We start from the raw sequence: 13809 nt of genomic DNA, 5'->3' as shown, positions 1-13809 counted from the left end.
CAAAATTAACCTCCCTAAAAGTTTAATTTACATGCAATATTAGTATAAAGTATTTTGCTAGAAATATAAAGAACTTTTAAAAAGAAATTTGACATTAGTTATCAATAAGAATATAATTTAAATATACCCAGGGGGGGTATATGGTTATTAGATTTATAGGTACTAAAAATATTAAATAAGGAGAATATATGAAAACTTTAAATATTAAAGTTAATGGAATGACCTGTCAATCTTGTTCATCAAGAATAGAAAAAGTGTTATCTAAAGTTGATGGGTTATCTGAAATAAATGTAAATTCTGTAACGGGAATTGCGACGATGAATGCAGGAGATAATGTAGACAAAAATATCATTGTACAAAAAATTGAAGCTACAGGTTTTGAAGTTCCAAAAGAAACAGTAAAATTAAATATAGAGGGAATGACGTGTGAAGCTTGTTCTGCAAGGATAGAGAAATTAATAAGGAAATTGCCAGTAGAGGAAGTTAGTATAAATTCATTACAAAATATTGGTACAGTTACTTTTAGAAATGGCTTGGTTTCTGAAGATGAATTAGTAAAGGCTGTAGAAAAGGCAGGTTTCAAAGGTAAAGTTTTACATGAAGATGACAATGTAGTAAACAATGATATAAAAGAATTAAAGGATTTAAAAAGAGATTTAATTATTTCGGCTATTTTTACGATTCCTTTATTTTCGGCAATGTTTTTTCATATGGCAGGTATTCATACTATTTTAAGCCAAGGATGGTTTCAACTATTACTTGCTACACCAGTTCAGTTTTTTATAGGTAAGAGATTTTACAAGGCTGCCTTTAATTCACTTAGAGGTGGAGGAGCAAATATGGATGTTCTTATAGCTATGGGAACATCAGCGGCATATTTCTTTTCAATATACCATGTAATTATAGGCTCACCAGATCTTTACTTTGAGTCTTCAGCAGTTATTATAACTCTTATTCTTTTAGGTAAATATTTTGAAAAACGTGCTAAAACTAGAACAACAGATGCTATTAACAAGCTTCTAGAGCTACAAGCAAAAACTGCTATTGTAGAAAGAAATGGAGAAGAAATAGAAATACCTGTTGAAGAAGTAGAAATTAATGATGTAGTTTTAGTTAAACCAGGAGAAAAAATTCCAGTTGATGGTACAATTGTTTTTGGAAATACTAATATAGATGAATCCATGATTACAGGTGAGTCTATACCAGTTGAAAAAACAATTGGAGATGAAGTTATAGGAGCAACTATAAACAAAAATGGTTTTATAAAATTTGAGGCTAAAAAGATTGGAAAAGATACTATGCTTTCACAAATTATAAAACTTGTAGAAGATGCTCAAGGTCATAAAGCACCAGTACAAAGACTTGCTGATAAAATATCTGGTATATTTGTTCCATCGGTTATAGTAATAGCTTTAATTACTTTTATATCGGTATATTTTATTAAAGGTAATTTAGATTCTGCAGTAATGAATTCAGTTGCAGTTTTAGTAATAGCTTGTCCGTGTTCTCTAGGGCTTGCTACACCAACAGCTATTATGGTTGGAACGGGTAAAGGTGCTGAACTTGGAATATTAATTAAGTCTGGAGAATACTTAGAAAGAGCATATGAAATGAACGCTATAGTATTTGATAAGACTGGTACTATTACAGAAGGAAAACCTTCAGCTATAGATATAAAAAATTATAACCACGTTAATGAAGAAGCTCTTGTAGTTCTAACAGCATCTCTTGAAAAAATTAGTGAACATCCTCTTGGAGAAGCTGTTGTTAAATACTCAGAAGAAAAAAATTATAAACTAGAAGATGTAAAGGATTTTAATTCAATAACAGGAATGGGAATTGAAGGTAGTATAAATAGCAAAAAATACTATATTGGAAGTAAGAAACTTTTAAATAAAAAAAGCATAAACTACATTGAAAGTGATATAGATGAATTTCAGGAAAAAGGGCAAACTCCTCTTCTCATAGCAGATGAAGAAAATTTACTTGGAATAATTTCTGTTGCAGATGAAATAAAATCTACTTCTAAAGAAGCTATAGATGAACTTCAAAGTAAGGGAATAGATGTCTATATGATTACTGGTGATAGCATAAAAACAGCTGAAGCTATAGGAAAAAGGGTTGGAATAAAAAATATTTTAGCTGAAGTTTTACCAAATGACAAAGCTAACAAGGTAAAAGAAATTAAATCAACTGGAAAAGTTGTAGGTATGGTTGGAGATGGAATAAACGATGCTCCTGCACTTGTTGAGGCAGATATTGGATTTGCAATAGGAACAGGAACGGATATTGCAATAGAAGCTTCAGATATTACCATAATAAATGGAGATTTACGTTCTGTAGTAACTAGTATAAAACTTAGTAATAAAACTATGAGAACAATAAAACAAAACTTATTCTGGGCGTTTTTCTACAATACAATAGGGATACCAGTTGCAGCTCTTGGGTTTTTAAATCCAATGATAGCTGGACTTGCTATGGCATTTAGCTCAGTATCTGTTGTTACAAATTCGCTTAGATTAAAAAACTTTAAAAAATAATAGGAGGAATTAAAATGAAAAAAATTTTAGAAGTTAAAGGAATGACTTGCTCACATTGTGAAAAATCTGTAAAAAGTGCATTAGTAGAAGTAGCTGGTGTAAATAATGTTGATGTTAACTTAGATACTAAATTAGTTACAGTTGAAGGTGATGATTTAGAAGATAAAGTTTTAGTTGATGCAGTTGAAGGTATAGGCTTCGACGTTTCTAAAGTAGAGTAATGAAAGAAGGAAAAGCAAAGGCTCTAAAGAAATTGAAAATTGTAAGAGGGCAAATGGATGGAGTAATAAAAATGTTAGAGGAGGATAGATACTGCGTTGACATTTCCACACAGCTTCTTGCAATGATAGGACAAATAAAAAAAGCTAATATTGACATTTTAAATGATCATTTAAAGACTTGCGTTACTGATGCAGTAAGAAGTAACAAAGAAGATGGCGAAGAAAAAATAAATGAAATAATAACTGTAATAGACAAGTATATAAAGTGAGAGTTAGCTCTTACTTTATATACTTGACAATGATATAAGATGTGATATAATTTTAGTTTTATTTACTATTTAATGATTTTGTTATATAATTATCCCATGAGGTGAGATAGGATGTTCGATATAGGTGATAAAATAGTTTATCCAATGCATGGAGCAGGTGTAATAGTAAAAAAAGAAGAGAAGGATATTCTAGGTATAAAAAAAGAATATTTCATTTTTAAGATGCCAGTAGGGGAAATAAAGATATCTATACCTGTGGATAAAGTAAATGATGTAGGAATAAGAACTGTTGTTAGTACAGATATAGTAGATGAAGTATATTCTATTTTATCTACAAAACAAGGAGAAGTTAACGCTAATTGGAATCAAAGATATAAAGATAATCTTGAAAAGTTAAGAACAGGAGATTTATATGAAATATCGTCAGTTTTCAAAGAGTTATATATCTTAGATGAAGAAAAGGGTCTTTCAATGGCTGAGAAGAAACTATTAACAACCTCTAAAAAAATGTTGATATCTGAAATTTCTGTAGTAAAGGATAAATCAGCTTCAGAAATTGAAGATAAAATTTTAAGCTTGATTTCATTATAATAAGTAATAATTAGAAAATAACAAGGAGGTGAGAAATGGCGAAGAAGTTTTTTAATTTCTTTATAATCTTATTAGGTGGAATTTTTGGGTTTACTGTTGTGTATATACTTGATCAAATGGAAATTTTAAAGAAGTTTGGTGGAGGCATGGTAACAACAGTAATTTATATTTCTGGTATTATAATTTTTTCTTTGATTTTTTATTTTATATTTCCCAAAATTATTAAAAGTATAGACAAGTCAACTAAATTAGCGGAACTTGAAATTACTAAATTACCTATGAGTGACATGATATTTGGATTGGTAGGTATGATAATTGGGTTAGTTATTGCAACTTTAGTAACAAAGCCACTTTATGAAATTAAATTACCATATGTAGGAAATATTCCTATGGTTATTATAGTAATTGTTATTTACATAGCATTAGGTTACCTAGGAATGCGTATAGGTAGAATAAATCGAGAAGACATTAATACTACAATACATAAATTAAGAACACCTAAAGAAAAAACTGTAAAGAAATCAAATGAACAATATGTAAAGATACTTGATACTTCTGTAATTATAGATGGAAGGATAAAAGATATTATAGAAGCTGGGTTTATAGATGGAAAAATATTAGTTCCTATATTTGTATTAGAAGAATTACAGCATATTGCAGATTCAGATAATGATCTTAGAAGACAAAAAGGAAGACGTGGGCTTGATGTATTAAAGTTAATACAAAACATAACGACAAGTGATGTTGAAGTAACACAGAAAAGATATCCTGAAATAGAAGAGGTTGATTCTAAGATATTGCAGCTTGCTAAAGAACTAAAAGCAACTGTTATTACAAATGACTACAACTTAAATAAAGTTGCAGCAGTTAGGAACATAAGAGTTTTAAATATTAATGAACTTGCAAATGCAATGAAGCCAATAGTAATACCTGGAGAGCAAATGACAGTAACTATAATAAAAGATGGTAAAGAGTCAAATCAAGGTTTAGCATATTTAGATGATGGTACTATGGTTGTTGTAGAAGATGGTAAAAAGTTTATAGGAAAAACAGTAGAAACTCTTGTAACATCTGTTTTACAAACAGCAGCAGGCAAAATGATATTTGTTAGAATTAATAAATAAAAAGATAGAATTTAAAATTCTATCTTTTTTATTTGTACATATTGATTTATGATATAATTTTTGTATGAATACGTTAAATAGTAACTTTAAAAATATAGGCATTTCTGTGATTTTAACAGCAGCAGGAAGTGGAACTAGAATGGGTCACAATAAGCCTAAGCAATTTATTGAAATAAATGGAGTATCAATAATTGAACGAACATTAAAAAAATTTTATGACATAAATTTAATAAATGAAATTATAATTATAATTAGAAAGGATGATTTAGATTATTATAATAATCTAAAAAATAAGTATAGCTCAAAAGTAAAAATAGTAATAGGTGGGAAAACTCGAGAAGAATCTACATATAATGGACTTTTAGAGACAAGTGAAAATAATAGTATTATTCTTTGTCATGATGGTGTAAGACCATTTGTAACAAAAGAGATTATTTTGAATTCTATAAAAGCTATGAAAGAATATAATGCAGTAGTTGTAGCAGTACCAGCAAAAGATACTATAAAAAGTATTAGAGAAGACAAAACTATTGCATATACACCTAAAAGAAAATACCTTTATAATGCACAAACGCCACAAGTATTTAAAAGGGATTTATTAGTTAGTGCATATAAAAAGTGTTTCCAAGAAGATATACAAGTAACAGACGATTCTTCATTAATGGAAGTAATAGGTGAAAAAGTAAAAATAATAGACGGAAGTTATAGTAATATAAAAATAACTACAAAAGAAGATTTGCTATTTGCTGAAATAATAGCAAAAACGGAGGAACAAAATGAGAATAGGAATAGGGTATGATGTTCATAAATTAGTAAAAGGAAGAGACTTAATAATAGGTGGAATAAAAGTAGAACATTCAATGGGGCTTTTAGGTCATTCAGATGCAGATGTGTGCATACATGCTATTATGGACTCTATTCTTGGAGCTCTTGCATTAGGAGACATAGGAAAATTGTTTCCAGATACAGATATGAAGTATAAGGACATAGATTCAAAAAAGCTTTTGGGAAACGTAGTAGCTATAATGCTTGAAAAAGGATATAAAATAGGTAATATTGATGCAGTAATAGCGGCACAGAAACCAAAACTTGCTCCATATATAGATGAAATGAGAAAAGTTATAGCAAATATTTTAAAAACAGAAATGGAAAATGTTTCAATAAAAGCGACAACAACAGAACAACTTGGATTTGAAGGTAGAGAAGAAGGAATATCTACTTATGCAGTCGTATTATTAGAAAAAATAGTTGATTAATAAATTAGTAAGTGTTATCATTATATAGCATTACTAAGATATAAACAGAATATACCTTATTAAGAGTGGTGGAGGGACTGGCCCTTTGAAACCCGGCAACCTATTAAGTTAGGTGCTAAATCCTGCAGTTAATACTGAAAAATAAGATTTTTTAGACCTTGCTTTTCAGTAAGGTCTATTTTTATGATCTAACAGAAATATTTGATTTCGTAGTAGGTCAGTAGACTGTTTTAACCAAATATTCTATATTTGGATAACAGATTGCATCTGTTATATAAACAAAATCAAAGATTTTGATATAACAGGAAAACATAAAGATTTACAAAGAACAGAGAAGTTGTGATTAGAAGAAGTCGACTGTGTATTGTGGTAAGTTGTTACAGATACTTAATAACAGACATTGTGAATTAAACTGTTAACAAATAAACACAAAAGGTAATGTAATTATAAAAATAATTTAAGGTATATAAATAAATTTACAGAGAAAGTAGGGAAAAGATTGAAGAGAAAATTATTTACATCAGAATCAGTGACAGAAGGACACCCTGATAAAATATGTGACCAAATATCAGATGCGGTGTTGGATGCAATAATAGAAAAAGATAGTGACGCAAGGGTAGCGTGTGAAACTATAACAACAACAGGAACAGTATATGTTATGGGTGAGATAACAACATCGACATATGTTGATGTTCAAAATATAGTGAGAGAAACAGTAAGAGAAATAGGTTATGACAGAGGTAAGTACGGTTTTGATTGCGACACATGTGCAGTAATAACATCAATAAATGAACAGTCACAAGACATAGCCTTAGGAGTTGATAATTCAATAGAATATAAAGAAACAGACGAAGATAAATACAATAGAATTGGTGCAGGTGACCAAGGAATGGTATTTGGATATGCTTGTAACGAAACTAAGGAACTAATGCCACTTACTATAAGCCTTGCGCATAAATTAACTAGAGAATTAACAAATCTTAGAAAAAATGGAACATTAAAATATCTAAGACCAGACGGTAAATCTCAAGTTACAGTAGAGTATATAGATGATAAACCAGTCAGAGTAGATGCAGTGGTTATTTCAACACAACATGATCCTAATGTTACTACAGAACAGCTTCGCGAAGACATAAAAAACGAATTAATTTTAAAAGTAATACCAGCAGAATTAATAGATGAAAATACAAGATTTTATATAAACCCAACAGGTCGTTTTGAAATAGGTGGGCCAATGGGAGATTCTGGGCTTACAGGAAGAAAGATAATAGTAGATACCTATGGTGGATTTGGAAGACACGGAGGAGGAGCATTCTCAGGAAAAGATCCTACAAAAGTAGACCGTTCAGGAGCTTATATGGCAAGATATATTGCTAAAAATATAGTGGCGGCAGGACTTGCAGAAAAAGCAGAAGTAGGACTTTCTTATGCAATAGGCGTAGCAAAACCAGTTTCAATATATGTAGATACATTTGGAACTGCTAAAGTTTCAGAAGAAAGGCTTTCAGAAATAGTAGAAGAAAACTTTGATACAAGACCAGCAGCTATAATAGATAAACTTAACTTAAGAAGACCAATCTATAAGCAAACTGCTGCTTACGGACATTTTGGTAGGGAAGATATAGATGTACCTTGGGAAAAAACGGATAGAGTAGAAGAATTAAAAAAAGAATTAAGTAAATAATAATGATAAATTTTGATTTTTTTGGAATAAGTATATTTCTAGTTGTACTAATATTAGAAATATATAAAATAATAAAGAAAAAAAGCAGAATTTACAAATCTATTTTTAAAATGTTGTTTGTAATATATATTTTACTACTAATAGATGTGGTATTTTTTCCAATACCTTATCAAAGTAGATTAATAGAAATTTATAGGTTAAAAACAGGACTTGGAGATATTCAAAACTTTGTACCGTTTAAAATTATAATAAGTTTTATAAAAGACACAAGCTTTGGGTATGCACTAAAACAAATAGGTGGAAATTTTATACTATTACTTCCACTTGGAGTGTTTGTATCGATAATATTTGAGAACAAAAAATCTAAAAGATTTATGTTTTTAATAGGATTAGGTACAACTTGTGCAATAGAATTAACACAAGGGTTAATAGGATTAATAATAGGATTTCAGTATAGAGTAGTAGATATAGACGATATAATTCTTAATACTGCAGGGTATGTTGTTGGAATGTTTATATCATTTAAGGTAGTATTACCACTATGGACTAGAATAGTAAAAAAATAAAAGCAGATAAAAATTTGCTTTTATTTTTTTACTTAAATATATTTTATTTATATTTAATGGAATTTAAAATAGTTTGCGCACATATAGATACTTTAGTATAATAAAGATACAAAAACCTGTTGAAAATTAGGTATTTTAAAGAGTTGCATATTAAAAAGGAGAGTTTATATGAAAGAGAAAAGTAAAGTTATTTTAGCAAGTTTATTATTACTTAGTATTTTGTTTCAAGTAGTACCTGTGTATGCTACAACAATAGAAAACGATTTACCAAAAGAAGAAGTTAAAGTTAGCGAAGACTTAACAGTAGAAAAAGAAGAGGTTGAAGAACTAGTAAAAGAGAATATAACAAAACAAGGTGAAAATACAGTAACAGGAACATGGGGAACATGTCATTGGACATTTCACGCAGATACAGGAGAACTTGTTATAGGGGCAGGAGAATTAACTGGTTATACAAATTCTCCATGGAATAAAGGTGAAATACCATCTTTAGATATCTTGAAAATCACTTTAGATGGAGAAGTAATAGCACCTGCTAATAGTAGCTATCTTTTTAGTAGTCATAACTCTCAAAAATATTTAGGTGAATTAAAATACATAGAAAATGGAAATAATTTAGATACAAGCAATGTTACTAATATGTCATATATGTTTTATTGCTTAGGCTCATTAGAAAGTATAGATGTATCAAGTTGGGATACAAGTAATGTTACTAGTATGTCAGTTATGTTTTATAGCGCTACTTCGTTAAAAAGTTTAGATGTATCAAACTGGGATACAAGTAATGTTACTAGTATGTCAGCTATGTTTTCTGGAACTTATTCATTAGAAAATCTAAATGTATCAAGTTGGGATACTAGCAATGTTACAAATATGTATAGGGTATTTTTTGGTGCAGGTTCATTAAAAAGTCTAGATGTATCAAACTGGGATGTAAGTAATGTAAAAAATATGGAAGGTATGTTTCGAGGAGCGGGTTCATTAAAAAGTCTAGATGTATCAAACTGGGATGTAAGTAATACTAGAAATATGGCAAATATGTTTTACCAAGCTATATCATTAAAAAGTCTAGATTTATCTAACTGGAATGCTAGTAATGTTTATATGGTTGATATGTTTTATCAAACTAAAGCACTAGGAAGTATTTGCTTAGGAAAAAACTTTAAATTTAATGAATATAATGGATTACCAACAGGAAGTTTTCCATATTCAGATAGCTGGTTAGGTAAAAATACAGGGAAGTTATATAATACAACAAATGAATTTGTAACAAATTACGATGGAACAAATCCAGATATATATAATAGAATACCATTAAAGTACGAAGTTATATATATGAATGGTGATACAGAATTAGGTAGAGATGGTAATATATCTGTATTAGATGAATACAAAACAAAAGATGGAAAAGAATTTACAATAGAAGGGAAAAAGATAGTTAGTTGGAATAAAAAAGCAGATGGAACAGGAAAAAAATATCCACTAAATTCTGTATTAAATATAGACGTACATAGTTATATAGTAACAATGGTTCTATATGCACAGCTAGAAGACTATGTAGAATATACAGTAAGATATGAACCAAATGGTGGGCAATTTACTGATGGAACAACAACAGCAAAAAAAATTAAAGTAGAAAAAGGAAATAAAATAACACCAGAAAATGTAAGTAAAGAAAACCATAGTTTTGAAGGGTGGTATACAGACAAAGAACTTACAAAAGCATATAACTTTGAATTAGCAGTAACAAGTGATATAACATTATATGCAAAATATAAAGAAAACCCAGTACCAGGATATACAGTAACAGGAACATGGGGAACATGTCCATGGACATTTTACTATGATACAGGAGAACTTGTTGTAGGTGCAGGAGAATTAACTGATTATAATAATTCTCCTTGGAATAAAGAGGAAGTATCAAGTTCAGATATCTTAAAAATCACATTAGCTGGAGAGGTAGTAGCACCTGCTGATAGTAGGTATCTTTTTAGTAGTAACTTAAATGGAAAATATTTAAATAATTTAAAAAGTATAGAAAATGGAAATAATTTAAATACTAGCAATGTTACTTCGATGAATAGTATGTTTGAAGGAGTAAATTCATTAGAAAGTTTAGATATATCAACATGGAATACAAGTAATGTTACTGATATTTCATATATGTTTGTAAGTAATAGTTCATTAGAGAATTTAGATATATCCAGTTGGGATACAAGTAAAGTTACTAATATGTCAAGTATGTTTAATGGAACTAGTTCATTAGAGAATCTAGATATATCCAGCTGGGATACAAGTAATGTTACTCGTATGGAACTTATGTTTTATGGAGCAAGTTCATTAAAAAGTCTAAATGTATCAAGTTGGGATACTAGCAATGTTGCAAATATGTATAGAGTGTTTTTTGGCACAGGTTCATTAGAAAGTTTAGATGTATCAAATTGGGATACAAGTAATGTTGTATATATGTCAGGCATGTTTTCAGAAACTAGTTCACTAGAAAATTTAGATGTATCAAACTGGGATACAAGTAATGTTATTACTATGTCAGGTATGTTTTCTGGAGCAAGTTCATTAAAAAGTCTAAATGTATCAAGTTGGGATACAAGTAATGTTACTAATATGTCATATATGTTTAGTGAAGCTAGTTCATTAAAAAGTTTAGATGCATCAAGATGGGATACAAGTAATGTTACTAATATGTCATATATGTTTAGTGAAGCTAGTTCATTAAAAAGTTTAGATGCATCAAGATGGGATACAAGTAATGTTATTAATATATCATATATGTTTTTTGGGGCTAGTTCATTAGAAAGTATAGAAGCATCAAACTGGGATACTAGTAATGTTACTAATATGAGATATATGTTTAATAATGCTACTACATTGAAAAACTTAAATGTATCAAATTGGGATACTAGTAAAGTTAATAGTATGTCATATATGTTTTTCGGAGCAAGTTCATTAAAAACTCTAGATTTATCAAATTGGGATACTAGTAATGTTGATTTTATGAGTGGTATATTCGGAAATACTTTCTCATTAGAAAGTATTACTTTAGGAGAAAAAATTAAATTTGTGGAATATACCTATCTTCCAAAAGGAAGCTATCCATATACAGATAGTTGGATAGGCGAAAAGACAGGAACATTATACAATACAACAAATGAATTTGTAACAAACTACGATGGAACAAACCCAGACACATATAGTAGAGTACCATTAAAATACGAAGTTATATATATGAATGGAGAGGTAGAACTAGGTAAAGATACCGATGTATCTGTACTAGAAGAATACAAAACAAAGGGAAGAAAAGATTTTACAATAGAAGGAAAAAGTATAGTTAGCTGGAATACAAAAGCAGATGGAACAGGAACAGAATATCCACTAAATGTTGTATTAAATATTGATGAAAATAGCTATAAAGAAAAAATAACACTATATGCACAGTTAAAAGACTATGTAGAACATACAGTAAGATATGAACCAAATGGTGGAAAATTTATAGATGGAACAACAACAGCAAAAGAAATTACAGTAGAAGAAGGAAATAAAATAACACCAGAAAAAGTAAGTAAAGTAAACCATAGCTTTGAAGGCTGGTACACAGACAAAGAACTTACAAAAGCATATAACTTTGAATTGCCAGTAACAAGTAACCTAACACTATATGCAAAATATAAAGAAAACCCTACAGTACCAGAAACAAAGAAAATAACATTAGTAGGAGGAGATGCAGTCTTAAGTAACAACATATCAAAACAACTAAGCAAGTACAAACCAACAAGACTAGCAGGCTCAAATAGATATACAACATCAGTAAGCGTTAGTAAAAACTCTTACAAAAAAGCAGATATAGTAATACTTGCAAGTGGAGAAAACTATGCAGACAAATTAACAGCAACAGTACTAGCAAACACAATGGACTCACCAATACTATTAACAAGTAAAGCAAGTCTTCCAAAAGAAATACTAACAGAAATACAAAGACTTTCACCTACAAAAATAATAATAATAGGTGGAGAAGGAGCAATATCTAAAAACGTAGAAAAACCACTATCAAAATATAAAATAGAAAGAATAGTGGGAGCGAGTAGATATGGAACAGCAGTTAAAGTAGGAGAAAGAATAAGAAAAGAAGGCGGAGACAAAACAGAAGCAATACTTGTTTCAGGAGAAAACTTCCCAGATGCAATAGCAATGACAACAAAAGCTATGCAAAATAACACACCAATACTACTAACAACATCAAAAGAATTAGAACAAAACACAGAAAAAGCATTAAAGGGTTGGAAAGTAGGAAAAGTTACAATAGGTGGAGGAGAAGTAGCGGTTTCAAATAAAGCACAAAGTACAGTAAATAAAATTACAAAATCCACAAGGATATCAGGAGCAAACAGATACGACACATCAGTAAAAATTGCAAAATCTGTATATCCAACACCAAATCATATAGTAATAGCAAGTGGCGAGAACTTCCCAGATGCAATAGTAGGTTCAGTATATGCATCAAAGAACAAAGCACCAATAGTTCTTTCAAATAAGACATCTGTACCTAAGGTAGTTATGGATTATATAAACAAATAAAATAAACTAAGAGGTAGATATTCTAATATATCTACCTCTTAGTTTATTTATCTTCCCAATAATTATCTATTAATTCTTGTATTGGCTCTGTACAGTTCTTTCCTTTACAGTATCCTGAGCCTGCACCTGTTTTTTTTCTAACTGCTTCTATATCATCAAAGCCTTTTTCAATAACTTGTTTAATTTTATACCTAGATATAGATTTACAAGTACATATTTTTGTTAATTTATCCATTATTAATTGTTCTTTATTTTCCATTTACTTTTTCTCCATTATATTTTTTATGATTTTAGTTGATATAAACAATATTATTATATACACAACAATTATAACTGCAAGAGCAATATTATCATTTTTAGTAAATAACTTTACTATCTCCAATGTTTTATTTACAAAAAATAATAATACAACAAAGATAAAGAAGTTTAAAATATACTGTAATTTCATATAATGCTCCTAATTAAATATTAAAAATTAGCTGTTAATATATTTCTTCTATACCCTAAATTTATAATAATATTAATTTAATAGTTTAATATTATTATAAATTTTATTAAAAAATACAAAGATAAAATTATGTTCAGTAGAGTATTAAATTTAAAAGATAAAGGTGTTTTAGAAAAGTTTAGTTTTAGATTTTTAATTTGTAATAGCGAAATAATAGTGAAAAGTAATGAGTACATTATGTTAACAAATAAATTATACATAGGTATGTTTTTGTTATGTAAGGTATTCAAAAGTGAATTATTAATATAAGAATCTATTTCAAAAAAAATTATCCAAAAGTTTACAAAGAGACATGATGATATTAATTTTTTAGAAGTCATATCTTTTTTTAATAATAATATGATAATTTTCAACAATAATAATGTTGTAAGAGGAAATATAAGTCTATTATAATAATTTTCTCTAGTTATAAAATTTGTTTTACAACCTACTATAAAATATATTAATGAGATAACTGCAA

12 protein-coding genes and 1 riboswitch are annotated in these 13809 nt (G+C 28.9%); of the genes, 10 read left to right on the top strand and 2 right to left on the bottom strand.

The genetic code is table 11. The features are described from left to right. The first annotated feature begins 188 nt into the window (after nucleotides 1-188). From CS899_RS03405 to CS899_RS03360, 10 genes are all read left to right on the top strand, one after another. Nucleotides 189-2540, top strand: coding sequence for a heavy metal translocating P-type ATPase (locus CS899_RS03405; RefSeq protein WP_099203541.1), 2352 nt, complete (start codon nucleotides 189-191; stop codon nucleotides 2538-2540). Nucleotides 2541-2554: 14 nt separating this feature from the next. Beyond that, a complete protein-coding gene (locus CS899_RS03400) occupies nucleotides 2555-2761 on the top strand; it encodes a heavy-metal-associated domain-containing protein (protein WP_099203540.1) in 207 nt (68 codons plus the stop codon). Continuing rightward, on the top strand, nucleotides 2761-3030 hold the full coding sequence (locus tag CS899_RS03395; RefSeq protein ID WP_099203539.1) for a metal-sensing transcriptional repressor: 270 nt from the start codon (nucleotides 2761-2763) through the stop codon (nucleotides 3028-3030). The genes CS899_RS03400 and CS899_RS03395 overlap by 1 nt, the downstream gene beginning before the upstream one ends. Nucleotides 3031-3141: 111 nt before the next feature. Further along, nucleotides 3142-3621, top strand: a complete 480-nt coding sequence (locus tag CS899_RS03390) for a CarD family transcriptional regulator (protein ID WP_099203538.1) — start codon at nucleotides 3142-3144, stop codon at nucleotides 3619-3621. 35 nt (nucleotides 3622-3656) lie between these two features. Beyond that, on the top strand, nucleotides 3657-4745 hold the full coding sequence (locus tag CS899_RS03385; RefSeq protein ID WP_099203537.1) for a PIN/TRAM domain-containing protein: 1089 nt from the start codon (nucleotides 3657-3659) through the stop codon (nucleotides 4743-4745). Nucleotides 4746-4809: 64 nt separating this feature from the next. Further along, on the top strand, nucleotides 4810-5544 hold the full coding sequence (gene ispD, locus CS899_RS03380) for a 2-C-methyl-D-erythritol 4-phosphate cytidylyltransferase (protein ID WP_099203536.1): 735 nt from the start codon (nucleotides 4810-4812) through the stop codon (nucleotides 5542-5544). After that, on the top strand, nucleotides 5522-6001 hold the full coding sequence (ispF, locus tag CS899_RS03375; RefSeq protein WP_099203535.1) for a 2-C-methyl-D-erythritol 2,4-cyclodiphosphate synthase: 480 nt from the start codon (nucleotides 5522-5524) through the stop codon (nucleotides 5999-6001). Before ispD ends, ispF begins: the two co-directional genes overlap by 23 nt. A gap of 53 nt (nucleotides 6002-6054) precedes the next feature. Next, nucleotides 6055-6149: riboswitch (SAM riboswitch) on the top strand. 351 nt (nucleotides 6150-6500) lie between these two features. Further along, complete coding sequence (metK, locus tag CS899_RS03370; protein ID WP_099203534.1) at nucleotides 6501-7685, top strand: methionine adenosyltransferase; 1185 nt, start codon at nucleotides 6501-6503, stop codon at nucleotides 7683-7685. Between the two features lie 2 nt (nucleotides 7686-7687). After that, nucleotides 7688-8251: a VanZ family protein gene (locus CS899_RS03365; RefSeq protein WP_099203533.1), complete on the top strand. Its 564-nt coding sequence runs from the start codon at nucleotides 7688-7690 to the stop codon at nucleotides 8249-8251. A 168-nt stretch (nucleotides 8252-8419) separates the two neighbouring features. Then, a complete protein-coding gene (locus CS899_RS03360; protein WP_099203532.1) occupies nucleotides 8420-12841 on the top strand; it encodes a BspA family leucine-rich repeat surface protein in 4422 nt (1473 codons plus the stop codon). A 43-nt stretch (nucleotides 12842-12884) separates the two neighbouring features. On the opposite strand, the gene CS899_RS03355 is transcribed toward CS899_RS03360, so the two are convergent. Then, nucleotides 12885-13100 (bottom strand): (2Fe-2S)-binding protein, encoded by a 216-nt coding sequence (locus CS899_RS03355; RefSeq protein WP_099203531.1) that lies wholly within the window; start codon nucleotides 13098-13100, stop codon nucleotides 12885-12887. Continuing rightward, the gene (locus tag CS899_RS03350) at nucleotides 13101-13289 is read right to left on the bottom strand and encodes a hypothetical protein (RefSeq protein WP_099203530.1); all 189 of its coding nucleotides are present in this window, start codon (nucleotides 13287-13289) and stop codon (nucleotides 13101-13103) included. Between the last annotated feature and the right edge of the window lie 520 nt (nucleotides 13290-13809).

Source organism: Miniphocaeibacter massiliensis, assembly GCF_900232905.1.
GTDB lineage: Bacteria > Bacillota > Clostridia > Tissierellales > Peptoniphilaceae > Miniphocaeibacter > Miniphocaeibacter massiliensis.
This window is presented reverse-complemented; position numbering and strand designations above follow the sequence as displayed.

What these genes read in the sequence shown, in the direction of transcription:
- CS899_RS03400 (WP_099203540.1), top strand. Translation starts at nt 2,555, where the DNA reads ATGAAAAAAATTTTAGAAGTTAAAGGAATGACTTGCTCACATTGTGAA.
- CS899_RS03385 (WP_099203537.1), top strand. Translation starts at nt 3,657, where the DNA reads ATGGCGAAGAAGTTTTTTAATTTCTTTATAATCTTATTAGGTGGAATT.
- CS899_RS03390 (WP_099203538.1), top strand. Translation starts at nt 3,142, where the DNA reads ATGTTCGATATAGGTGATAAAATAGTTTATCCAATGCATGGAGCAGGT.
- CS899_RS03360 (WP_099203532.1), top strand. Translation starts at nt 8,420, where the DNA reads ATGAAAGAGAAAAGTAAAGTTATTTTAGCAAGTTTATTATTACTTAGT.
- CS899_RS03405 (WP_099203541.1), top strand. Translation starts at nt 189, where the DNA reads ATGAAAACTTTAAATATTAAAGTTAATGGAATGACCTGTCAATCTTGT.
- ispF (WP_099203535.1), top strand. Translation starts at nt 5,522, where the DNA reads ATGAGAATAGGAATAGGGTATGATGTTCATAAATTAGTAAAAGGAAGA.
- CS899_RS03355 (WP_099203531.1), bottom strand. Translation starts at nt 13,100, where the DNA reads ATGGAAAATAAAGAACAATTAATAATGGATAAATTAACAAAAATATGT.
- ispD (WP_099203536.1), top strand. Translation starts at nt 4,810, where the DNA reads ATGAATACGTTAAATAGTAACTTTAAAAATATAGGCATTTCTGTGATT.
- CS899_RS03350 (WP_099203530.1), bottom strand. Translation starts at nt 13,289, where the DNA reads ATGAAATTACAGTATATTTTAAACTTCTTTATCTTTGTTGTATTATTA.
- CS899_RS03365 (WP_099203533.1), top strand. Translation starts at nt 7,688, where the DNA reads ATGATAAATTTTGATTTTTTTGGAATAAGTATATTTCTAGTTGTACTA.
- CS899_RS03395 (WP_099203539.1), top strand. Translation starts at nt 2,761, where the DNA reads ATGAAAGAAGGAAAAGCAAAGGCTCTAAAGAAATTGAAAATTGTAAGA.